Source organism: Bacillus sp. MHSD_36 (genome assembly GCF_030757775.1).
Taxonomy (GTDB): Bacteria; Bacillota; Bacilli; order Bacillales; family Bacillaceae_G; genus Bacillus_A.
This window is the reverse complement of record NZ_JAVBIS010000006.1, coordinates 91,510-114,040: the sequence shown is the minus strand read 5'-3', so window position 1 is coordinate 114,040 and position 22,531 is coordinate 91,510. Positions and strand designations below refer to the sequence as shown.

Genomic DNA, 22,531 nt, shown 5'->3' with positions numbered 1-22,531 from the left:
GTTCAACTTCCTCCTACTTCTGTTTTACTCGTTTTGCAAATAACCACGTTAACGTAAATGGGATTACAACTGCGATAATCATTCCGACAATAAACATTGGAATCGATTTCGGAATGATAGAAATAAATGCTGGTAATCCGCCAATTCCGATAGCAGGTGCTAATACACCATTTAACGTAATAAATATAGCTGCAATAGCCGATCCTATAATCGCTGCATAGAACGGGAATTTATTTCGTAAGTTTACACCAAACATAGCTGGTTCTGTAATACCGAAATATGCTGAGATTGCTGATGTAGATGCCATACTTTTATCATTTTGATTTTTAGAAATCCAGAACATCGCAAGTGCCGCACTACCTTGCGCAATATTAGAAAGGGCAATCATTGGCCAAATGAATGTACCACCGTGTTGTGCAATTAATTGTAAATCGATAGCAATAAACATATGATGCATACCTGTAATTACAAGTGGTGCATATAATGCTCCAAACAATACTGCCCCAACTACTGGTACTGTTTCATATACACCTACTAATCCAGCTGTTAATAAATCTCCAATATGACGTGTAACTGGACCAATAATTCCTAGCGCTAATACACCTGTTACGACAATCGTTGTAATTGGTACAACTAATAATTGAATTGCATTTGGTACATGTTTCTTCAAGAAAATTTCCACTTTACTTAATACAAATGCCGCTACTAAAACCGGTAAGATTTGACCTTGATACCCTACCTTTTCAATTTGAAATAATCCTAAAATATCGAAGTACTCAATCTTTTGACCATCTAAACCAGTTGCTGCTTTTCCGTAATCCCACGCGTTTAATAGGGCTGGATGCACAAGCATTAATCCCATAACAATCCCTAATATCGGACTACCACCAAAGCGTTTTGTTGCTGACCAACCGACAAGTGCTGGTAAGAATACGAATGCTGTATTCGCCATCATATTAATTAAATCCCAAAGCCCACTTAAGTTTGGATACACATCTAATAAATTTTTACCTTCAAAAAATAAGTCCTTCGCCCCTAATAGGTTATTAATTCCCATTAGTAAACCAGCTGTTACGATTGCTGGTAATATCGGCATAAATACATCTGAAAATACTTTTACAAACTTTTGAGCTGGATTTAACTTTTGGTTTCCAGAATCTTTTACGTCAGCTACTGTCGCTTCTTTCATACCTGCAAGCGTTATCAATTCAGCGTATACTCGATCAACATCTCCTGGACCGATTACAATTTGAAATACCCCAGCGTTATGAAACGCTCCTTTCACTAATGAAACAGACTGCAATTTATCGTTATCTATTTTACTTTCATCTTTTAAAGCGATACGGAGTCTCGTTACACAGTGTGCAGCTTGTTCAATATTGTCTTTCCCACCAATATACTGCAACACTTCCTCTGCTGTTTTACGATAATCTTTCCCCATATTCCCGTCCCTCTTTTCTTTTTTTGATACCGTTTACAATTACATATTAACTCGTATATATAAGTTAGTCAACACTCGTATATACGAGTTTGTGTTTTTTTTATAAAAAAAGAGATGAAACAATAGTTTGTTCCATCTCTTTACTTCCTCCGCGCCACATCCGAAAAATGAAAAATATCTAAACGATGGCGTGATTCTGTATATTCAAACTGACTTCCATCATAAAAATGCGTAAAGTTTTTCACAACGACAACATAGTCTGTTCCATTTAAATCTAAATACTTTCTATCGTCCTCTGTACATGGCTGCACCTCAATTACCCTCTGTGAGTAACTAATATGAAGACCTAGTTCTTTCTCAATGTATTTATAAATGGATTTCGTTGCAATTTCACTTGTTAATCCAGGAATATATTCCGATACAAAATGGTTGATATCCAAAATTACTTTTTCTCCATCAATATTTCGTACGCGTTTAATATGATCTATTTCTGTTTTCTCTTTCACATTTAATAGCTTTGCAACCTCTTTTGTCGCTTTTATTTTCTCCATTTCCACGACTTCTGTAATACAATGGCGTCCTAAACGTTCATTTTCTTCTTGGAAGCTTACAATACCACCAAAGTTGAATTCAATGTTTTTTCGCTTTAAAACAAAGACACCTTTTCCATGTATTTTTTGAACATATCCACGCTCTTGTAATAAATCTACAGCTTTTCTTACTGTACCTCGGCTCGCTTCATATTGCTTCATTAATTCAGTTTCTGATGGGATTTTGCATCCCTCTTTTAATTGTTTATTATCAATAGACTTGCTGATTTCTGTATAAATTTGTTCATACTTGCTCATCATCTACAATAGCCCCTTGTCACCTTCTAATTCTATATGTATTATACCATGCTACACTCTTCTGCCAATCTCTCACTTATTTTCCATTATAGGAAAAATACAGGTAAATATTTAATCTCTAAAACGTATTTTTATAAATTTTTTTATATTTTTCTTTTCATTCAAAAAAACATGTAGTATACTAACTTCAAAATCAGAGGAGAAAGGGAGCAAAGAACTATGCTTACTTATACAACAATTGTAGTTACATTTGCACAAAAACATCATCATCATACGTAACCCTTGAAACCTAGCGGAAAAATTACGCGTAGGTACAAGGGTTATTCCCGTTGTACCTACGTTAGGCGAAGAGCCATGTAGGTATTTTTTATCTACATGGCTCTTTTTTTATTGCCAAAAAGCTAGTAAAAAATGATGTTTAAGCAAAACTTACTACAAAGGAGTTAACAAAAATGGAAACGAAAAAATGGGGATTATGGATATTAACAGCTTTTGTGATCGGAAACATGGTTGGCGGTGGCGTATTTATGCTCCCAGCAAATTTAGCACAAGTATCAGGTCCAATGGGTTCTACACTTGCATGGAGTATTACAGGACTTGGCGTATTTATGATTGCACTCGTATTTGGAAATTTAGCAATTCGAAAACCAGAATTAAAAGCAGGACCACAAAGTTACGCTCAAGCAATGTTTCCTTCAAAAAAAGCGGGAAAAGTTGCAGGATACAGTATGGCATGGGGATATTGGGCTGCGAACTGGGCTGCAACAGCATCTGTTATTATTTCCTTCGCTGGATATTTATCAACATTCTTTCCAGTTTTACAAAGTAAGCAAATTCTCTTTTCAACGAACGGATTTTCACTAGAACTCGGAAAAGGACTAACTTTCCTCGTATGTAGCCTTATGTTATGGGGAATTCAATATATTCTTTCTCAAAATATTGATCGAGCTGGAAATATGAATCTTCTTGCTACCATTGCAAAGATTATCGGATTTACAATGTTTATTGTAATCACGTTATTCATTTTCAATGCCTCTAATTTCGGAGACGGTCAAACATTTATGAATGAAGCAGGACAATCCATTTCTTTAGGTGGACAAATCAATTCAGCTGCTATTGCAACACTTTGGGCATTTATCGGTATTGAATCGGCTGTCATGCTTTCTAATCGTGCAAAATCTCAGCGCGATGTAAAAAAAGCTACCATTTTCGGATTAATTATCGCTCTTCTTATTTACATGTCAATTACTCTACTTACAATGGGCGCTCTCCCGCAAGGTGCTTTAAAAGAGTCTCAAAAACCATTAGTAGACGCATTAAATTTAGCGATTGGCAATAAAGGCGCATATATAATGGCTTTACTTGCACTTGTATCTTTATTTGGATCTACAGTTGGCTGGATAGTTGTTAGTTCAGAAGTACCTTATCAGGCTGCAAAGAATGGACTTTTCCCTAAGCTTTTCGCGGAAACAAATAAAAAAGGTAGTCCTTCAAAATCATTATTTATTACAAATGTAATGACACAGATTTTCTTGTTCTCAACGATTTCTGGTACCGTTTCAGAAGCTTATAATTTCGCTATCGTTGTAGCAACATTAGCTTATTTAATTCCATACCTTGTTTCTACACTGTACCAATTCAAACTGGTTATTACAGGAGAAACGTATGATATAATGCCTGGCTCTCGAATAAAGGACGGCATCATTACTACATTAGCATTTATATATTCTATTTGGGTTATCAAAACCGGCACTGCTGATTTAAAAACGTTCTTCTTAGGAATCGGATTGTTCGTAATAGGTCTTATTCTTTATCCTGTACTAATGAAAAACTCAAAAAAATAAATTAAAAAAGAGAAGCTACCGGCTTCTCTTTTTTATTCAAAATCTGTCATTAACTTTTCTTTTAACTCTCCTACAGATAAAGGTTTTGCATAATAAAAGCCTTGTACATAATCACAACCCATAGATTGTAATAAACTTTCTTGCTCTACTGTTTCTACCCCTTCAGCAACTACTGCTAAATGTAAGCTATGGGCAATTTCAATAACAGATTTTACAATCGTTCGCTCTGGCTGTGCATGATCATAATGAAATTCACGAATAAAATTACGATCAATTTTTACTATATCCAGTGGTAGTTGTTTTAAATAATATAAGGAAGAATAGCCCGTTCCGAAGTCATCTAAAGCAATTAAAATACCCATATTTCTTAATTCTTGTAATGTAGCAATAATATAATCAAAATGGCGAACAGCAATGCTTTCCGTTATTTCTAAAATTAAACGATTTGGAGGGAAACCAGTTCTCTTCAAAATGCTACGTACAGATAAAATAAAACGCTTTTGCATTAATTGTTGTATGGATAAATTCACAGATAACTTTAGTCCGTCTTGATACTCTGGCAATGTTTTAAACAAGCGACATGCCTTTTCTAATACCCAGTCTCCTAATTTTATAATAAGCCCAGATTCTTCAGCTACTGGAATAAATTCACCTGGCGAAATCGGCCCTTCTTCTGTCGAACAACGTGCTAAAGCCTCAATACCAGTATATTTTTTCGTTTTCAAATCAATAATAGGCTGCAGTGCCACATCTAGCTCTTCATCACGAATCGCCTTTTGCAAAGCAAATTCAATTTTCATTCTACGATTTATTTTCGCACGTAACTCATCTGTAAAGAAACACGCCGCATTTCTGCCTTGCTCTTTCGCACTGTACATAGCTAAATCTGAATTTTTCAGTAGTGTTTCCACATCTTTTCCGTCTTGCGGATATGAGCACAGTCCTAGACTAGCTGAAATGTATACTTCATGCCCTTCAAGTATGAATGGTGCCTGAAAACACGACAACACAGATGTCGCTAACTGCCTCATTTCATGTTGTGTATGACTTTTTGTTAACAACACAAATTCGTCGCCACCCAGCCTAGCCAGAACATCTTTCTCTCCTAGCACGTAATGCAACCGTGAAGCAACTTCGCTTAATAGTAAATCCCCTATCATATGACCTAACGTATCATTTACAAATTTAAAACGATCCAAATCAAAATAAATCATACCAAATTCTTTTTTGCCTGCAATCATCTCGTTGACAGTCGTTATTAACTGTAGTCGGTTCGGCAAACTCGTTAAAGCATCATGATACGCAAGCTCCCTATAACGGCTTTCGCTTAAACGCAACCTCTGTTCTGCTTCTTTCCTACTACTAATATCATTTCGGATCGCGATAAATTGATATGGCTCTCCTTTTTCATTTAAAAATGGAACAATTGTTGTTTTAACCCAATAATATGTCCCATCTTTTGCTTGATTTCGAATTTCACCTCTCCATACTTTTCCGCTCAAAATGCGCTTCCAAAGAACTTGAAAAAATGTTTTCGGGTGATGTCCTGAATTTAAAATGCGATGATCTTTCCCTATTAACTCTTCTCGTGAATATTTGGATATTTCACAAAACTTATCATTTACATATGTAATAAGACCATTTCGGTCTGTAATCGCAACAATTGAAGACTCATCTAATGCTAACTTTAAATCTCGCAATGAAGAGTCATATAATGCATGACCTCTTTGTTCTAGCATGCGCATCTCTCCTTGCTTCCTATCTGACTAAAACACAACTTGTTTCTTTTCATAGAAATAGAGATATTTCATTTCCTAATAATTGCCCTTTACATAAATCACATTTTGAAATATGCCGATTAAAATAACATAATATTATTTGTAATAAAAAGCAATATAATACCGTTTCAATTATAAATAGTTGTTTCTTATCACTATAATTAGCTTACCTTATTATAGTTTCTTCATTCTCTTACATACCTTTATAACTAGCTCTATACAATCCTAGTTTCCTATTAATTCTGCTTACATCTGACCTCTTTACTTTACTAGCGAAATAGACATTTGAGCACGATATACAACTATTCACGAATAATAATATAAAAATGTAAATTAGTGTATATGTTTTAAAATTACAATAACAAAATATTAACATATTTTCACCTTTTTTTTGGAAAAACTTTATAAATACATATCCATACTAAACTAAAAAAAGAGGAAAGCCTCTTTTTTAGTTTAGTATGGATATGTTATTTGCTGATAACCCGGATATGGCGTTGGATATGGTGCTGGGTATGGCGCTGGATAAGTTACTGGGTACGGTGCTGGATAGTAGCCTCCACCTGCTGCACCCGTTAACGCGCCAGCTGTAAGCCCACCTAAAACACCTCCAGCAAAACTTCCAGGGAAAAATCCACCACCCCATGAGCCGCCACCCCAGCCCCATCCGCCTCCGTGATGGTGGTGATGATCATGGTGATTGTGTCCTCCATGATGGTGGTGTCCGCCATTATGATGATGACCTCCATGATTATGACGATAATACAATCCATTATTGTCTATATAATTCATGTTCCTCTTCTCCTTTTCCATTTTCTCATCTTAATAGGTATTTTATGAATAGTACGAACCTAGCTGGTAACCTATATTAAGAAGAAACCGTATAATACGGCTAACCATACTTTAGGCTTCATCATGCACCTGCTACATAGAATATAGTTATCTCTCTTCCTATATATAACAGGCAAGGGTTTTGTCCCCCTTACACTGCTTATTAACCAGCAATTAGCGAGATAATAACGTAACAATATACTGTATGTAGGACAAATGCGGAAGGCATGGGGAAAATGTCTATATTTTGTAAAAAAAACAAAACACTTTATAATAAGAATGTCGAATTATAACTTTTTATCCCACTTTAATGGGCAGTAAGACCCCCACCTCAAAATGCAGCGAAAGCAAAGAATTTAGGTGTGGGATGAAGAAAACCCCCACTGATTAAAGTTTCACTTTATATAAGAAGTTTATATTTAAGAAAGATTAGAGGAATTTTATAAAAATGAAGAAGCCTATCGTTCAATTATTATCAATATTTTTAATTATATCTATCGTTCTTTTCCTATTAAATACATCGTTTATTTCTTTATATACATTTGTCGGTGCCTTATGGTCTATTACAATCATAGGAATTTCATTCGTTATTTTTATCGAAAATAGGTCTCCTCAAAGTACTTTAGCGTGGTTTTTAGTATTAGCACTTCTTCCCGTTATAGGGGTGCTTTTATATTCTATTTTCGGACGCAGCCGCTGGAGAAGAAAAAAACATCTACATCGTTCAGAAGAACAAAGAAAATTATTCCGTGAAATATTAGAAGGAAGACGAGTAGAATTATCACTCACAGTCCCCTTACATGAACGTTCTACACATTTAACAGAAGTCGTACAAAAATTTGGAGGCGGACCTGCCGCAGATAAAACAACTACAACACTTTTAACAAATGGCGATCAAACATTCTCAGAAATTTTGCAAGCTATCGAGCAAGCAAAACATCATATCCATATTCAATACTATATTTATAAATCTGATGAAATTGGTACAAAAGTTCGAGATGCTTTAATCAAAAAGGCAAAAGACGGTGTTATTGTACGCTTCCTTTATGATGGACTCGGAAGTAACACTTTGAGAAGACGATTTTTACAACCTATGAAAAAGGCTGGTATTGAAGTTGTAGAATTTGACCCTATTTTTTCAGCTTGGTTACTTGAAACTGTCAATTATCGTAACCATCGTAAAATCGTTATTGTAGATGGAGAAATCGGTTTTACTGGTGGACTCAACGTCGGTGATGAATATCTTGGCCGTTCAAAAAAATTCCCTGTTTGGCGTGATAGTCATTTAAAAATAGAAGGAAAGGCGCTATATAAATTACAAGCAATTTTTCTAGAGGACTGGCTCTATGCTTCTAGTGGATTGAATACTTATTCCTGGGATCAATTTATGAATAGACAATACTTCCCAGGTAAAGAAATTTTAAGCGCGGAAGGTGCTGTGCAAATTGTAGCAAGCGGTCCAAGCTCAGATGATAAAAGCATTCGCAATACATTATTAGCTATTATGGGATCTGCAAAAAAATCGATTTGGATCGCTACACCATACTTTATTCCAGATCAAGAAACTTTAACATTATTACGTTTAAGTGCAATATCTGGTATAGATGTACGCATTTTATATCCTGGTAAAAGTGATAGTATTATTAGTGACCAAGCATCTCAGTCCTACTTCACTCCACTTTTAAAAGCTGGTGCTTCCATTTATAGTTATAAAGATGGTTTTATGCATGCGAAAATTGTACTTGTTGATGATAAAATCGCGACAATTGGAACAGCAAATATGGACGTACGTAGCTTTGAATTAAATTACGAACTTATTAGCGTACTTTATGAATCAGAAACTGTTCATAATATAAAACGTGATTTTGAAGAAGACTTTAAGCATTCCACTGAAATTAAATGGAACGCTTTCCAAAAAAGAAGTATCAAAAAACGAATATTAGAGTCTTTTATGAGGCTCATTTCTCCTTTACTGTAAGCAGTTAATGTAATATTGATTGCTTTTTCTTTTGTATTTCTCCCCTTTCCTTTTCTTTGCATACCATATTAAAACAAGTTATCATAAGATGTATTACTTTATGAAAATAATGTTAGGTGGGAAATACATGTTAGAACAATTTCATATACATGCTGATTTAAAACAACAGCTCTCAAACATTCACGAAAAGAATAAACAAGAAGCTGGTGAAAATGCACATTTAATCGGTACCAAAATATATAAAGCATCTGATAACAGCATTATCGAAGATGCCATTACAGCGCTTCTTCTTGGCAAAAACATTCTATTAAAAGGGCCGACTGGTAGTGGTAAAACAGTACTAGCTGAAACTCTTTCTTCTTTATTCCAAAAACCAATGCATAGCATTAACTGTTCTGTTGATCTAGATGTAGAAGGTATTTTAGGATACAACACACTACAAACAAAAGATGGCGCATCTGAAGTTACATTCGTTAACGGTCCTCTTATGAAGGCAATGAAGAGCGGTCATTTCTTATATATTGATGAAATCAATATGGCAAAACCTGAAACGTTACCACTTCTTCACGGTGCATTAGATTACCGTAAAATGATTACTAACCCGTTTACACAAGAAGTTGTATACGGTGATGAAGAATATCGTGTAATCGCAGCAATTAATGAAGGTTACGTTGGTACAAGTGAACTAAACGAAGCATTAAAAAACCGTTTCGTTATTATTGAAGTTCCTTATATTCAAGGTGATACATTAAAAGAACTATTATTAGCAGAATCAAAATTAAATGATGTTGCAACAATTGAAAAGTTTGTTGCATTTGCAAGCGACCTTATGCCTTTAGCTCGTGATGGACGTGTAAGTGAAGAAGCAGCAAGTATTCGTGGCATTATCGATGCATGTGATTTAGGTGTATATATTCCTATTATGCGTGCAATTGAACGTAGTATTATCGCAAAATTAAACGATGAAACAGAACAAATGACTGTCCGTGAATTAGCAGAAAGTTATTTCTTTGAGGGATAATTCATGAGACAAATTTTTAGTGACAAAAAAATTGATGCGTCGCTGTTTCTACAAATGGAAAACTTAATGTATGCTCTTCTAAAAGAAGACGATGCCTACCTTGAGTATGGCTATAAAGCATACTACGACGAAATTGAAAAAAAGGTTGTCATTAGTCACTTTTGGGATGATCGAAAAGAAGAGGATACAGTAATCGGATTAAAAAGCGAAGTGTTTTTAAAAGCACTTGGTAATAAACATTACTCGGACATGACTTTAATTCGTTCTTATGCGATTGAATTACAAGAATCACCTTTAAAAAAGTTTTTAACACAATTATTTGTTCTATTAGAAGATTTACGTGTTGAGGAAATCGTAAAAAACTTACGCCCTGGCACAAAGCATGTTTTTAAAAGAAGAAAAGAAATGTATCGCAATTACTTCAGCTCACAAAATGAAATCAATCGTGTTCGCAACTATCACGGTGACCGTCTATTTTGTCTCTGCTATCTTTCATTAACGAGCGATAAATATGAAATGTTTAATAATGAATACTTCGAGCAAATTGAAGCAATTTTGCATGAAACATTCCAAGCTCGTAATACGGAAGATATTATGTATATCGTTGAGAAAATTCGCTATCGTTTAGAAGGACTTCTTGAAAGTGATATGCTTAACAATTATTTCGGACATGCTCCGCTTTATTTATCTGTCATCGCAGACGAAAAGAACTGTCGCGTCGAAGATTTAGCAAATGATGATACGCAGCTCATAGATGATGATGAAAATAAAAACAAAATGGATGAAAGTTTCTCTACATGGCATCGTGAAAATAAAAATAACGAAAACGAGAACTTTTTACGCTTTGAATTAGAAAGCGGAACAAAAACAAATATGATGGGCGATACTGCTCGTGAATCAGAAGATGGCGACCAAGCACTTGGTTCTGTACAAGGTACTTCTCAAAAGAGTACACAATCCAACTTTGATGGCGCTGATACAGAAGAAGCAAGAGCTTCACACGCTTCTAGCCAACACGACGGTGCATACGGTAAGTATAACGTTGGTGCTTCTCATACATTTAAAGAAGCTCGCAAAGCAAATACCGATGAGAAAAAAGATTACCAAGCTATCAAATCAGTCGTTAATAAAGATGTAAAAGAATTAAAGAAAATTATCGAAAAAACGATTGAAAATAAAACGAATGCAAATAGTGATAAATATTACGGAAGACTTCGTAAAAAATTCCTTCGTATTTATACTGAAAAGCAGCCGCGCATGTTTTATAAAAAAGGACAAGAATCACAAGAACTCGATGTTGCATTCCAACTGTTAGTGGACTGCTCTGGTTCTATGTATAACAAAATGGAAGAAACGAAAAAGAGTGTAGTCCTATTCCATGAAGCGTTGAAATCTTTAAAAATCCCGCACGCTATTAGCGGATTTTGGGAGGATGCCTCTAGTGCTAAACCTGAAGATAAGCCGAATGTTATCCATGAGGTTGTAACGTATAAAAATTCAACGCTCCCAAACGTTGGGCCTGAAATTATGCAACTTCGTGAAGAAGAAGATAACCGCGACGGATATATTATTCGTATCGTTTCTGAAAAGCTTGCGAAAAGACCAGAAAAACATAAATTCTTACTTGTCTTTACAGATGGTGAGCCTTCTGCGCTAGACTATCAACAAGACGGTATTTTAGATACGCATGAAGCTGTCAAACTTGCTCGTAAAAGTGGTATGGAAGTAATCGGGATCTTCATCGAAGAAGGCGAAGCGAAAGAAGCAACTTACCAATTAATGAAGAATATTTATAACCATCACTTCTTAGTGGCAAATCATGCTGAAGATTTACGTCTGAAAATTAAACCGCTATTGAAAAAGTTATTACTGAAGACGATTGAATAGAAAAACAGGAGCGTTGTCGCTCCTGTTTTTCTATTCAATCACTTTGTTTCTGGTTGAAACTTGTATGGAATGGCTACTTCTAATAATCCCTCGAATCCACCATCGTAGAATGGAAATCGTTCATTTGCAATTGCTCTATCCACCCACTCTATTGCAGAAATTTCTCCTTCATCTTCTGCAATAAGCTCACCTGTTACTACATTTGCTCGGAATGTAAAAAGTAGCGCATGATTCCCTGACTCTTCAAAGAATTTTTCATTGATCGCAACAAGTCCACCTGCCACGGCAGTTAAACCTGTCTCTTCTTTCACTTCCCTTACTAGAGCTTCCTCTAACGTTTCACCCTTTTCAACAGCCCCGCCTGGCAATGACCAAACGTTTTGTTCTACATTATGTACCATTAATACTTTATCCGTTTCTTTATCATGTATGAGTGCATATACGACGTCAACTCTTTGCATGTTCCTTTTCTCCTTCAATTAAAAGGGTCGATTCCTAAGAATCGACCCTTCCTATTAATTCGTCACTAACTCAGCTGTGAGCTTTTTTTTTAACTTAGCCAACATGTCCGTTGTCATTTTGTCTAAATCATATTCTGCTTTAAAGCCCCACTCGTTCATTGCAGCTGTTGCATCAATAGAGTTTGGCCAGCTATCAGCAATTGTTTGACGAGCAGGATCTACAGCGTAATCCATCGTAAACGTCGGAATGTGTTTACGAATAGATGCTGCGATTTGCTCCGGCTCAAAGCTCATTGCTGTAATATTGAACGCGTTTCTATGCACAAGTTTACTTGGATCAGCTTCCATTAATGAAATGATCGCTTGTAGAGCATCTGGCATATACATCATATCCATGTATGTTCCTTCTGCAATGTATGAGGTGTATGTGCCTTTTTTAATCGCCTCATAATAAATTTCAACTGCATAATCAGTTGTTCCGCCTCCTGGAGGAGCTACGTAAGAAATTAAACCAGGGAAACGTACACCGCGCGTATCAACGCCAAACTTTTGATAATAATAATCACATAGTAATTCTCCTGCTACTTTGTTTACCCCATACATCGTAGTAGGACGCTGAATTGTATCTTGTGGCGTATTATCTTTCGGCGTTGATGGACCGAATGCACCGATAGAACTTGGCGTGAAGAATTTACAGTTTAATTCACGAGCTGCTTCTAATGCATTTACAAGTCCGCCCATATTTAAATTCCATGCAAATAACGGATTTTTTTCTGCTGTCGCTGAAAGTAAAGCTGCTAAATGAATAATTGTATCTACTTCATTACGCTTTGCAATATCATGTAGTTTTTGTCCATCTGTTACATCTAACGTTTCAAATGGACCAGACGTTACTACTTCACTATCTGTTTCACGAATATCTGTTGCAATAACATTTGATGCACCGTATACATCACGAAGTTTCATTACTAGTTCAGAACCAATTTGCCCTAAAGAACCGGTTACTAGAATTTTTTTCATTATCCCCACTCCTCATTTGCAAGCTATTCAAAAGATGTCGTTACTTAAATAATACCCATTTCTTTCCCCACTTTTTCATACTTACGAATTGCTTCATCTAACATTTCTTTCGTATGAGCTGCTGTAGGCATGTTACGAACGCGGCCTGCTCCTTTTGCTACAGTTGGGAACACGATAGATTTTGCATATACGCCTTCTTCATTTAGACGTTTACTAAATTCTTGTGTTAACACTTCGTCACCAATAATACAAGGTGTAATTGGCGTTTCACTTTCCCCTATGTTAAAGCCAAGTTCTTTTAACCCTTGTTTTAAATAGCGGCCATTTTCCCATAAACGATCGTGCAACTCTGTGCTTTCCATTAAGATTTCAATTGATCTCATGCAAGCTGCTGCATCAGCTGGTGTTAATGCTGTAGAGAATAAGAATGGACGTGAACGAACTTTTAACCAATCAATTAAGTTTTGCTTCCCTGCTACATATCCACCAATTACCCCAATTGCTTTTGATAATGTACCAATTTGGAAATCAACTTTATCAGACAGACCGAAGTGCTTTACAGTTCCTGCCCCTTTACCAAGTACACCTGAACCATGTGCATCATCTACATATGTCATTAAATCTAATTCTTCTGCAATCTCAACAATTTCTGGTAGTTTTGCAATATCTCCATCCATTGAAAAGACACCGTCTGTAATTACCATTAATTTATTGTAAAGACCTGATTCTTTCGCCGCGATTGCTTTTTGGCGTAAATCTTCCATATCAGAATGTTTATAAACAATAATTTTTGCCTTTGATAGACGACTACCATCAATAATAGAAGCATGGTTTAATTCGTCTGAAAGAATTGCATCATTTTTATCCATAACGGCTGAAATCGCTGCCATATTACAGTTAAATCCTGATTGGTAAGCAATCGCTGCTTCTGTATGTTTAAACTTTGCAATTGTTTCTTCTAATTTAATATGCAAATCTAAAGTACCATTAATTGTACGAACAGCTCCTGCTCCAACGCCGTACTTATGAATAGCACCAATTGCTGCTTCTTGCAAACGGCTATCTGTTGCTAATCCAAGATAGTTGTTTGAAGATAAGTTAATATATTCTTTTCCGCCAATTGTAATGATCGGTCCATTTGAACTCTCAAGCGGATCAATTACGTTATAAAGCCCCTTTGATTTTAAATCCTCTAAATTTTCTTCTAAAAATTTTGCAAGTGTTTTACTAGACATCGTGAAGCCTCCCATCGTTCATGTAAGCGAATTATTGTCTTAATAGTTCTAATAATCCCTCTACTAGCTTAACACGTTTTCAGAATTTATTATAGAAAAATAGTTTAAAGTAACCGCTTACAATTCTAGATTATATATGATTCATTACAAGAAATCTATCATTTACTTTTCATATTTGGTAGAATAAAAAAAATATTTAAGGGGGCTTCAATCATGGCATTTACTGAATCTGATGTATATAATAACGAAGCGTTTTTCAAACAATATATGAAACGAAGATACCGAGAAAATAGCCCAAATGAATCAATTGAAAAACCAGCCTTCTTTCAACTCATTGGTGATGTGAAAGGAAAGAAAATCCTCGATTTAGGCTGTGGTGACGCTAAATTCGGTGAGGAATTATTAGAAAAAGACTGCCACTCTTACACTGGTATTGAAGGCTCTGAACTTATGTATGAAAATGCTAAAAAACAACTAGAAAATCAAAATGGGACCGTCCATTTTTTAAACCTCAAAGACTACACTTACCCTCCTGCTACTTTTGATTTAGTAACATCTAGACTCGCCTTACATTATATTGAACATCTTGATACCATTTTTCAAAATGTGTTTCAAACCTTAAAAACAAATGGCACCTTTACCTTTAGCGTTCAACATCCCGTTATTACTTCTTCGTTTGAAAGCTTACAAACAAGTGATAAAAGAACGAGTTGGCTCGTCGATGATTACTTTAAACTAGGCAAACGGGTTGAACCATGGATTGACCAAGAAGTTATTAAATATCATCGTACAACGGAAGAGTATTTCACATTATTACAGCAAGCCGGATTTACCATTACATCATTAAAAGAAGCTACACCAAATCCAGCCTATTTTCAAAATGAAGAAGAGTATAAACGTCGCTTACGTATTCCTCTCTTCCTCTTATTTTCTTGTACCAAATAAAAAAACGATGAATTACTCATCGTTTTTTTATCTCATTGCCTGAGCAACTTCTTTAACTACACGTCTTCCTCTTCCGTGAGGGATACAAAGCGGTGTTCCAAACAACGGATCCGTACTAATTTGACATTCCATTCGGAATACATCACGTACTAACTTCTCATCTACTACTTCTTCTGGCTTACCTTGTGCATATATTTGTTTATCTTGAATGGCTACAATATTGTCTGCATAACGGCATGCTAAATTTAAATCATGTAATACCATAACAATTGTTCTTTGTTCTGTTTCATTTAATTCAAATAATAAATCGAGCACTTCAATTTGGTGAGTCATATCTAAATAGGTAGTAGGCTCATCCAGTAAAATGATATCTGTATCTTGTGCAAGCGTCATTGCAATCCAAGCACGTTGACGTTGTCCACCTGAAAGAGCATGCACATCACGCTCAGCAAATTCTGTCATACCTGTTGCTGCAAGGGCTTTTTGTACCATTTCCTCATCTTTTTCTGACCATTGCTTCAGCCATGTTTGATATGGATAACGTCCTTGCTTTACAAGTTGCAATACTGTAAGCCCTTCTGGCGCTTGCGGTCCTTGCGGTAAAATTGCCATTTGGCGAGCGATTTGCTTCGTTTGCATACTTTGAATGGCTTGATTATCTAATAAAATGTCACCAGTTGTTGGTTTTAATAATCTAGCTAGTGAGCGTAATAAAGTTGATTTTCCGCAACCGTTAGCACCGATAAAGATTGTAATTTCGCCTTTTGGAATTTCTAAATTCAGTTCATCAATAATAATTGTTTCGCCATAAGACAACGTCAAACGTTTCGTCTCCAATGCTTTTTGCATATTCATCTCCCTTTATGAATTCCGACTTTTATAAAGTAAATAAATAAAATAAGGTGCACCAATTGCTGATGTAAATACCCCTGCTGGAATTTCAAGTGGCGTGAAAACTGTACGCCCAATTAAATCCGCAGCAAGTACTAAAATTGCACCAACGATTGCCGCAACTGGGAGTAATGCACCATATAAAGAACCAACTAGTCTTCGTGAAATATGAGGTGCCATTAAACCGACAAATCCAATTCCTCCAGCAAAGGCAACTGCTCCACCAATTAAAGCTGTACTAAGTAATAACATGAATATGCGTGACTTCGTTAAAGGAACACCAAGTCCTACCGCAATATCATCCCCTAGCTCTTGCGCATTTAAATGTCTAGCAGCTATAAATGATATTACCGTTAAAATGAGAACCCACGGCGCAAGTACCATGACGTTTTGCCATGAAGAACCGTAAACAGTACCCGTAATCCATACATTCGCTTGACTCGCTTGATAAATTGGCGCTAATAACATAAACAAAGTCGTTGCCGCTTTCGTTAATGCCCAAAACCCAACACCAATTAAAACAAGACTAATCGGCGATAACCCGTCATTTCTCCATGCAAATAAATATACAAAAAGCGCTACAATCGTTGCCCCAACAAAAGCTGCTAACGGCATATAATGAATGCTTACAGTTAGCGCATTATTTTTATCACTAAATATAGCTAAAAACAGTACAACTGCAACACTTGCACCACCTGTAATCCCGATGATATCAGGAGAAGCAAGTGGATTTCGGACGAGACCTTGTAAAATACATCCTGCTACCGCAAGTGCGATTCCTACAAGAATAGCAATTAAAATACGTGGCATACGAAATTTATTTACAACCATATTGGACATCGCATCGCCATTTCCAGTGATCGCTTGCCATACATCATAAGGAGCAATTTTCATGTCTCCCATACCTGCACTCGCAAAAAATAATCCTATTAAAACAACTAGTAAACTGAATAAGACGAGACAAGCTCGTTTATACATTAAAAACGAGAGCTCGCCTTTTCCTATACGAAACGGAATATACTTCTTCATTTGCTAAGCCCTCTCTTACGTGCAATATAAATAAAGAATGGGGCCCCGATAAATGCTGTCATAACCCCTACCGGTACTTCTTGTGGCATAATGACATATCTTGCTGCTATATCAGCTAAGATTAATAGTATTGCACCTAACAAGCCACTATACGGTACTCTCCACCTGTGATCTACTCCAACAAGAAATCTGGCAAAATGCGGAGTAACAATACCAATAAATCCAATCGGACCAGCGACCGCAACTGAACCACCAGATAACAGGACAATAATAAGTAGTATGAATGATTTCATTAAAATCGTTCTTTGACCAAGTCCTTTTGCAACATCTTCCCCCATCATTAATGTATTTACTTTCCCTGCCATCATAATAGATGCAATCCAGCCTATTAATAAATATGGGAATACAGATTGTAAAATTTCTAACTTTCTTCCTTGCACAGATCCGGCAAGCCAAAATAATACTTCTTCAAGCGCCTTTTCATTTAAAACAAGTAATCCTTGTGTTAATGATGAAAATAACGCACTAATTGCGACCCCCGCTAATGTTAATTTAAGAGGCGTTGTCCCCTCTTTTCCTAAAGAACTAGAAGCAAATACAAGTACAGCTGCAACTGCTGCCCCCAAAAAGGCGATCCACGTGAAAGCTGATAGTGATGTCACGGAAAAAATAACAATTGCTACAACTATGAAGAAAGCAGCACCTGAATTTAATCCAATAAAATCTGGAGAAGCAAGTGGATTCTTCGTTAAAGTTTGCATAAGACAACCAGCAATGGCTAAACTAGCACCAACACTAGCTGCAATTAACGCCCTTGGTAGACGCACATTTTGAATAATAATATGTTCATTGGAACCATTAAAATGAAAAAAAGCATCTAATGCTAATTTCCAACTCGTATTTGTATATCCGAAAATAATACTTCCCCAAATACAAATAATGACTGCAATGATTCCAACAAATAATCCAATCCATTTTGCTTGATTTGTTTTTAATAACATGCAGCGTTTCCCCTTCAATGTATAATGATACGTTGTAAGTGTATTTCAACTTAATTCGCATTGTCAACGGAAATGAGAATTATTTTCAACCGTATGTATTGACAATCATAAGATAAAGGCTTAATATCATGCTTGCTATTGAAAAAACTTCTCAATATGTAGGGGGTACATAATGAATTTCATGCGAAAGAAATCGTTTACAGTATTTGTATTTTTACTAGCTTTCTCATTACTTTTAAGTGCTTGTGGAAAATCAAATACGAAAGAAGAAACAAAAGAAGATACGAAAAAAGAAATGATTACAGTTGAACATGCAATGGGTAAAACAGAAGTTCCTGCGAATCCAAAACGTGTAGTTATTTTAACAAATGAAGGAACTGAAGCTTTACTTGAGCTAGGTGTGAAACCAGTTGGGGCTGTAAAATCTTGGACTGGCGATCCATGGTATCCACATATTAAAGATAAAATGAAAGATGTAAAAGTTGTTGGTGATGAAGGACAAGTGAACGTAGAAACAATCGCTTCTTTAAAACCAGACTTAATTATCGGTAACAAAATGCGTCACGAAAAAGTGTACGAGCAACTAAAAGCGATTGCACCTACTGTGTTCTCTGAAACGCTACGTGGTGAATGGAAAGATAACTTCAAATTTTATGCAAAAGCATTAAATAAAGAAAAAGAAGGCCAAAAGGTTTTAGCTGATTACGATAAACGTATGAAAGATTTAAAAGCCAAACTAGGTGATAAAGTAAATCAAGAAATCTCTATGGTTCGCTTCATGCCTGGTGATGTTCGTATTTATCATGGTGATACATTCTCTGGTGTTATTTTAAAAGAACTTGGATTTAAACGTCCTGGCGATCAAAATAAAGATGACTTCGCAGAGCGTAACGTATCTAAAGAACGCATTTCTGCAATGGATGGAGATGTATTATTCTACTTCACATTCGATAAAGGAAACGAGAAAAAAGGCTCTGAATTAGAAAAAGAATATATCAATGATCCGCTATTTAAAAACTTAAATGCAGTGAAAAATGGTAAAGCATACAAAGTTGACGATGTTATTTGGAATACAGCTGGTGGTGTAATGGCTGCTAACCTACTATTAGATGATATCGAAAAACGCTTTGTTAAATAATACTTCCCTAACCAGCTTCCCTTCTATGGAGCTGGTTATTTTTCAATTCACTTAAATGTCACATTATTTCGTTTTGTATTTTTATTCCCAATATGTTATATTATAAAAGTAAATAGAATGTATTTTCTCTATATCAGAATAAATATTTTAATCTAAATTTTCTGATTAATCACTATTTTATTTTCTTTTAGAATTCAATTATTACATTTGAAAACGCTTATCATCTCGTTTTCAGGGCAAAATACAGTAACGGTCGAAGAACAATAGAACTTTTTAGGAATTTTCTTTCTATTTCCATATAATTCTATTGACTTCTAAATATTTTGTAAATTAAAATGATTACATAAATATCCGTTATACAGGATTAGGGGGAAACAAAAATGGATGCAGCTTTAAAGTTAGACAAAGCTGGAGAGCAACAATCACCAAAGAAACATCCACCAGGGTTATACTTGTTGTTCTTTACAGAGGCATGGGAAAGATTTAGCTATTACGGAATGCGTGCCTTAATAGTTCTTTATTTATCAACGAGCTTAATAGGTGGCGGTTTAGGATTTGATAAAACAGTTGCCGTACAAATTTACAGTATTTTCACAATGCTAGTATATTTCACACCAATTATCGGCGGTTGGCTAACTGACCATTTCATATCGAAACGTCACGCCATTACTATTGGTGGTATCATCATGGCAATTGGTAACTTCGTACTATTTTCAATGAACACGAAAACTGGAGTTTTCTTAGGATTAGGATTATTAGTTATTGGTAACGGATTCTTCAAACCAAATATTTCGACTTTATTAGGTCAATTATATAGCGAAAACGATTCTCGTCGTGATAGTGCCTTCACTATCTTCTACATGGGAATTAACTTAGGCGCTCTTATCGCTCCAATCATTTGTGGTTATTTCGCAGATTATAAATATGGATTCTTAACAGCTTGTATTGGTATGGTTATTGGACAGATTATATTTAATTTACTAGCACCTCGTTACTTAGGATCTATCGGAACAACTGTTGTAGGTAAACAATCTAAAGAAAAAAATGCAAAAGCAATTGAGAAAAAACCTTTAACAACACAAGAGAAAAAACGTACTGCTGCAATTTTAATTTTAACTTGTTTCGTTGTATTCTTCTGGGCAGGATTTGAACAAGCTGGTAGTTCTTTAACACTTTACACTGATAAGTTTGTGGATCGTACAATTGGTGGCTTTACAATTCCAACACCTTGGTTCCAATCTGTAAACCCACTATTCATTATCTTACTAGCATTACCTGTTTCTGCATTATGGATTAAACTTTCAAAAACAAAAAATGGTGATTTGAAAATCCCAACAAAAATGGCATTTGGTATGATTTTACTAGGGATTGGATATTTAGTTCTAACTTTAGCTGTATTAAAAACTGGTAGCGACGAAGGCAACATTACAATGAAGGCAAACTTACTATTCATTGTATTCACTTACATGTTCCATACAATTGGTGAATTATTCTTATCACCAATCGGATTATCTATGGTAAGTGCAATCGCTCCTGTTAAATTAGCATCATTATTAATGGGTGTATGGTTAGCTGGTACTGGCTTCGCAAACTTATTAGCAGGACAATTAGCTGCTTTCACTCAATCTTTAGGATATTTAGAAGTATTCGCAAGTATCGGTGTTATCGTAATCGTACTCGGATTAGTACTTCTTATGTTCTCTAAGAAAATTGCACATATGATGGAATAAATAAAAAGACGCTTCTAAACATTTAGAAGCGTCTTTTCTATTACTTCTCCTCTAAAGCCGTCACGTTCACGTGAACGCTTTCTCCAGGATTAGATACATCATACACTTGAGCAACTCCACTCTGCTCGTCACAGCTCTCAATCCATACTGGTACGCCCTCATATGTAACGTCAATTCTACTTGAAGAAGATAAAATTTGTTTCACACGTTTTACATCCATTCTACTATTCCTCCTTTTACTTACTGCACTCCTTTCTATCTTTTCTTTTCCCTTTAGAATCTATTCCATATAGCAACATGTAAAGTGATAGCCTTTTCTTCCTTACATGCTAACATTTACTCTCATATCACCTTTCTGACAAATAAAAAAGACGTATATCCCATACGTCTTTTTTCCATAATATTCAAATTTTAAGAAAATAATGTTTTTACTACTTCACTTACTTTATCATTATGAATTTGATAATACACTTCTAACCCTCGTCGTTCAAAGCGTACTACTTTATTTTGTTTTAATTTCGTTAAATGTTGCGAAACAGTTGATTGCGGAATTTCTAACACTTCCTGTAATTGTGTTACATTACAAGTTCCACGTTGCATTAGTTCCATTACTAGACGTAGACGCAACGGATGCGCTAACGCTCTTAACATTTGTACATCTTCTTCTGAAATACGACATTCGAATTGATTTTGGCTCATAAAGTTCCCCTCATTTTCGTTTTTATTTTCTTTTTATTTATTTATATATCTGTTCTTATATTTCCTGTTACGACATAACTTTATCAACTTATAAAGCCGAAAATTTTTTCCATCTTAACCAACAAAGAACTCAGGAAAAATTCCTTGCTGATTTTGAATATTATACTATATGATATAACGAAAAAGCAAAACAGCGGTCTGCAAATACTTTGCTTGCAAACGTTGTTTTATCAGGCTTTTTGTTATATTTTCACCTCATTGCAATGTGCAGTAATGATATCGTAAAATACCATCTATAATTGATAACCTTTCGTAAAGTAGTCGGCGTATATTTAACCTCTTTGTTACACTAAAAGGAATTTTCAGTAAAAAAAAGATGCCGTAACATTAAAAATTAACTCATTGCTTTTTAATTCGTATTTAATAACTTAAACTGTGACGGAATACTTCCTATTAGATGTATTCACTGTCCCCTTTCTGACTTGATCAAATAGGACAAGCTATACGAACCTAGCAAATATTAAATACTTCTGCATCCTTTCCTATTCGATATAAAAACGGCTTCTAATATAGAGTTGTAAGATCAATAATAAAAGAAAAGAATATGCAAATAATTTATCTAGCCCGCTCAAGTCTATTTGAATGGGCTTTTTGTCTACTTTATGAACAAAGTATTTCTTTTAACACTATTATGGAATAATTATACTTTTTTACGTTGACAATAGTGTTGAAGGAGAATATACTAAGCATGTAA

Annotated in this window: 19 protein-coding genes; 7 read left to right on the top strand and 12 right to left on the bottom strand. The window is 35.3% G+C overall.

Features of this window, described 5'->3' with window-relative positions; genetic code table 11:
- Positions 1-13 precede the first annotated feature (13 nt).
- Positions 14-1,441: a PTS system trehalose-specific EIIBC component gene (treP, locus tag Q9B79_RS22015; protein ID WP_098345929.1), complete on the bottom strand. Its 1,428-nt coding sequence runs from the start codon at positions 1,439-1,441 to the stop codon at positions 14-16.
- 140 nt (positions 1,442-1,581) lie between these two features.
- Complete coding sequence (gene treR / locus Q9B79_RS22010) at positions 1,582-2,292, bottom strand: trehalose operon repressor (RefSeq protein ID WP_306187629.1); 711 nt, start codon at positions 2,290-2,292, stop codon at positions 1,582-1,584.
- A 449-nt stretch (positions 2,293-2,741) separates the two neighbouring features.
- Here treR and Q9B79_RS22005 point away from each other — a divergent pair, with 449 nt between their 5' ends.
- Entirely contained in the window at positions 2,742-4,133 is a 1,392-nt protein-coding gene (locus tag Q9B79_RS22005) for an amino acid permease (RefSeq protein ID WP_306187627.1), read from the top strand.
- Between the two features lie 32 nt (positions 4,134-4,165).
- Here Q9B79_RS22005 and Q9B79_RS22000 read toward each other — a convergent pair whose 3' ends face one another.
- Both Q9B79_RS22000 and Q9B79_RS21995 read right to left on the bottom strand, forming a co-directional pair.
- Positions 4,166-5,872: a putative bifunctional diguanylate cyclase/phosphodiesterase gene (locus Q9B79_RS22000; RefSeq protein WP_306187625.1), complete on the bottom strand. Its 1,707-nt coding sequence runs from the start codon at positions 5,870-5,872 to the stop codon at positions 4,166-4,168.
- Between the two features lie 495 nt (positions 5,873-6,367).
- Positions 6,368-6,703, bottom strand: coding sequence for a cobalt transporter (locus tag Q9B79_RS21995; protein ID WP_306187623.1), 336 nt, complete (start codon positions 6,701-6,703; stop codon positions 6,368-6,370).
- Positions 6,704-7,190: 487 nt separating this feature from the next.
- Between Q9B79_RS21995 and Q9B79_RS21990 the strand changes: the two genes are divergently transcribed.
- The 3 genes from Q9B79_RS21990 (at position 7,191) to Q9B79_RS21980 (ending at position 11,628) form a co-directional block, all read left to right on the top strand.
- Complete coding sequence (locus Q9B79_RS21990) at positions 7,191-8,720, top strand: cardiolipin synthase (RefSeq protein WP_306187621.1); 1,530 nt, start codon at positions 7,191-7,193, stop codon at positions 8,718-8,720.
- A gap of 127 nt (positions 8,721-8,847) precedes the next feature.
- Positions 8,848-9,741: an ATP-binding protein gene (locus tag Q9B79_RS21985; RefSeq protein ID WP_306187619.1), complete on the top strand. Its 894-nt coding sequence runs from the start codon at positions 8,848-8,850 to the stop codon at positions 9,739-9,741.
- A 3-nt stretch (positions 9,742-9,744) separates the two neighbouring features.
- Positions 9,745-11,628, top strand: a complete 1,884-nt coding sequence (locus tag Q9B79_RS21980) for a vWA domain-containing protein (RefSeq protein ID WP_306187616.1) — start codon at positions 9,745-9,747, stop codon at positions 11,626-11,628.
- A 38-nt stretch (positions 11,629-11,666) separates the two neighbouring features.
- Here Q9B79_RS21980 and Q9B79_RS21975 read toward each other — a convergent pair whose 3' ends face one another.
- From Q9B79_RS21975 to Q9B79_RS21965, 3 genes are read right to left on the bottom strand one after another with little or no spacing between them, the layout of a single operon-like run.
- A complete protein-coding gene (locus tag Q9B79_RS21975; RefSeq protein WP_306187614.1) occupies positions 11,667-12,089 on the bottom strand; it encodes an NUDIX hydrolase in 423 nt (140 codons plus the stop codon).
- A gap of 54 nt (positions 12,090-12,143) precedes the next feature.
- On the bottom strand, positions 12,144-13,109 hold the full coding sequence (locus Q9B79_RS21970; RefSeq protein WP_306187613.1) for an L-threonine 3-dehydrogenase: 966 nt from the start codon (positions 13,107-13,109) through the stop codon (positions 12,144-12,146).
- Between the two features lie 44 nt (positions 13,110-13,153).
- Complete coding sequence (locus Q9B79_RS21965; protein ID WP_306187611.1) at positions 13,154-14,344, bottom strand: glycine C-acetyltransferase; 1,191 nt, start codon at positions 14,342-14,344, stop codon at positions 13,154-13,156.
- 213 nt (positions 14,345-14,557) lie between these two features.
- Here Q9B79_RS21965 and Q9B79_RS21960 point away from each other — a divergent pair, with 213 nt between their 5' ends.
- Complete coding sequence (locus Q9B79_RS21960; protein ID WP_306187608.1) at positions 14,558-15,289, top strand: class I SAM-dependent methyltransferase; 732 nt, start codon at positions 14,558-14,560, stop codon at positions 15,287-15,289.
- Between the two features lie 27 nt (positions 15,290-15,316).
- Here Q9B79_RS21960 and Q9B79_RS21955 read toward each other — a convergent pair whose 3' ends face one another.
- From Q9B79_RS21955 to Q9B79_RS21945, 3 genes are read right to left on the bottom strand one after another with little or no spacing between them, the layout of a single operon-like run.
- On the bottom strand, positions 15,317-16,138 hold the full coding sequence (locus tag Q9B79_RS21955; protein ID WP_306187606.1) for an ABC transporter ATP-binding protein: 822 nt from the start codon (positions 16,136-16,138) through the stop codon (positions 15,317-15,319).
- A 12-nt stretch (positions 16,139-16,150) separates the two neighbouring features.
- Positions 16,151-17,209 carry a FecCD family ABC transporter permease gene (locus Q9B79_RS21950; protein WP_000760048.1) on the bottom strand — a complete coding sequence of 353 codons (1,059 nt, stop codon included), beginning with the start codon at positions 17,207-17,209 and terminating at the stop codon, positions 16,151-16,153.
- Complete coding sequence (locus Q9B79_RS21945; RefSeq protein WP_306187603.1) at positions 17,206-18,210, bottom strand: FecCD family ABC transporter permease; 1,005 nt, start codon at positions 18,208-18,210, stop codon at positions 17,206-17,208. The genes Q9B79_RS21950 and Q9B79_RS21945 overlap by 4 nt, the downstream gene beginning before the upstream one ends.
- A 172-nt stretch (positions 18,211-18,382) precedes the next feature.
- On the opposite strand from Q9B79_RS21945, the gene Q9B79_RS21940 reads away from it, so the two are divergent.
- Positions 18,383-19,348, top strand: coding sequence for an ABC transporter substrate-binding protein (locus Q9B79_RS21940; RefSeq protein ID WP_306187601.1), 966 nt, complete (start codon positions 18,383-18,385; stop codon positions 19,346-19,348).
- A 380-nt stretch (positions 19,349-19,728) separates the two neighbouring features.
- On the top strand, positions 19,729-21,078 hold the full coding sequence (locus Q9B79_RS21935; protein ID WP_306187599.1) for a peptide MFS transporter: 1,350 nt from the start codon (positions 19,729-19,731) through the stop codon (positions 21,076-21,078).
- Between the two features lie 40 nt (positions 21,079-21,118).
- Here Q9B79_RS21935 and Q9B79_RS21930 read toward each other — a convergent pair whose 3' ends face one another.
- The gene (locus Q9B79_RS21930) at positions 21,119-21,298 is read right to left on the bottom strand and encodes an acid-soluble spore protein H (protein ID WP_000382683.1); all 180 of its coding nucleotides are present in this window, start codon (positions 21,296-21,298) and stop codon (positions 21,119-21,121) included.
- A 191-nt stretch (positions 21,299-21,489) separates the two neighbouring features.
- Positions 21,490-21,777: an ArsR/SmtB family transcription factor gene (locus Q9B79_RS21925; protein WP_000081429.1), complete on the bottom strand. Its 288-nt coding sequence runs from the start codon at positions 21,775-21,777 to the stop codon at positions 21,490-21,492.
- Positions 21,778-22,531: the final 754 nt, after the last annotated feature.

Coding starts and splice junctions, on each gene's coding strand:
- Q9B79_RS21940 (WP_306187601.1), top strand. CDS start 18,383: ATGAATTTCATGCGAAAGAAATCGTTTACAGTATTTGTATTTTTACTA.
- Q9B79_RS21945 (WP_306187603.1), bottom strand. CDS start 18,210: ATGTTATTAAAAACAAATCAAGCAAAATGGATTGGATTATTTGTTGGA.
- Q9B79_RS21935 (WP_306187599.1), top strand. CDS start 19,729: ATGGATGCAGCTTTAAAGTTAGACAAAGCTGGAGAGCAACAATCACCA.
- Q9B79_RS21925 (WP_000081429.1), bottom strand. CDS start 21,777: ATGAGCCAAAATCAATTCGAATGTCGTATTTCAGAAGAAGATGTACAA.
- Q9B79_RS21975 (WP_306187614.1), bottom strand. CDS start 12,089: ATGCAAAGAGTTGACGTCGTATATGCACTCATACATGATAAAGAAACG.
- treP (WP_098345929.1), bottom strand. CDS start 1,441: ATGGGGAAAGATTATCGTAAAACAGCAGAGGAAGTGTTGCAGTATATT.
- Q9B79_RS21980 (WP_306187616.1), top strand. CDS start 9,745: ATGAGACAAATTTTTAGTGACAAAAAAATTGATGCGTCGCTGTTTCTA.
- Q9B79_RS21950 (WP_000760048.1), bottom strand. CDS start 17,209: ATGAAGAAGTATATTCCGTTTCGTATAGGAAAAGGCGAGCTCTCGTTT.
- Q9B79_RS21960 (WP_306187608.1), top strand. CDS start 14,558: ATGGCATTTACTGAATCTGATGTATATAATAACGAAGCGTTTTTCAAA.
- Q9B79_RS21955 (WP_306187606.1), bottom strand. CDS start 16,138: ATGCAAAAAGCATTGGAGACGAAACGTTTGACGTTGTCTTATGGCGAA.
- Q9B79_RS21985 (WP_306187619.1), top strand. CDS start 8,848: ATGTTAGAACAATTTCATATACATGCTGATTTAAAACAACAGCTCTCA.
- Q9B79_RS21995 (WP_306187623.1), bottom strand. CDS start 6,703: ATGAATTATATAGACAATAATGGATTGTATTATCGTCATAATCATGGA.
- Q9B79_RS22005 (WP_306187627.1), top strand. CDS start 2,742: ATGGAAACGAAAAAATGGGGATTATGGATATTAACAGCTTTTGTGATC.
- Q9B79_RS21990 (WP_306187621.1), top strand. CDS start 7,191: ATGAAGAAGCCTATCGTTCAATTATTATCAATATTTTTAATTATATCT.
- Q9B79_RS21965 (WP_306187611.1), bottom strand. CDS start 14,344: ATGTCTAGTAAAACACTTGCAAAATTTTTAGAAGAAAATTTAGAGGAT.
- Q9B79_RS21930 (WP_000382683.1), bottom strand. CDS start 21,298: ATGGATGTAAAACGTGTGAAACAAATTTTATCTTCTTCAAGTAGAATT.
- treR (WP_306187629.1), bottom strand. CDS start 2,292: ATGATGAGCAAGTATGAACAAATTTATACAGAAATCAGCAAGTCTATT.
- Q9B79_RS22000 (WP_306187625.1), bottom strand. CDS start 5,872: ATGCTAGAACAAAGAGGTCATGCATTATATGACTCTTCATTGCGAGAT.
- Q9B79_RS21970 (WP_306187613.1), bottom strand. CDS start 13,109: ATGAAAAAAATTCTAGTAACCGGTTCTTTAGGGCAAATTGGTTCTGAA.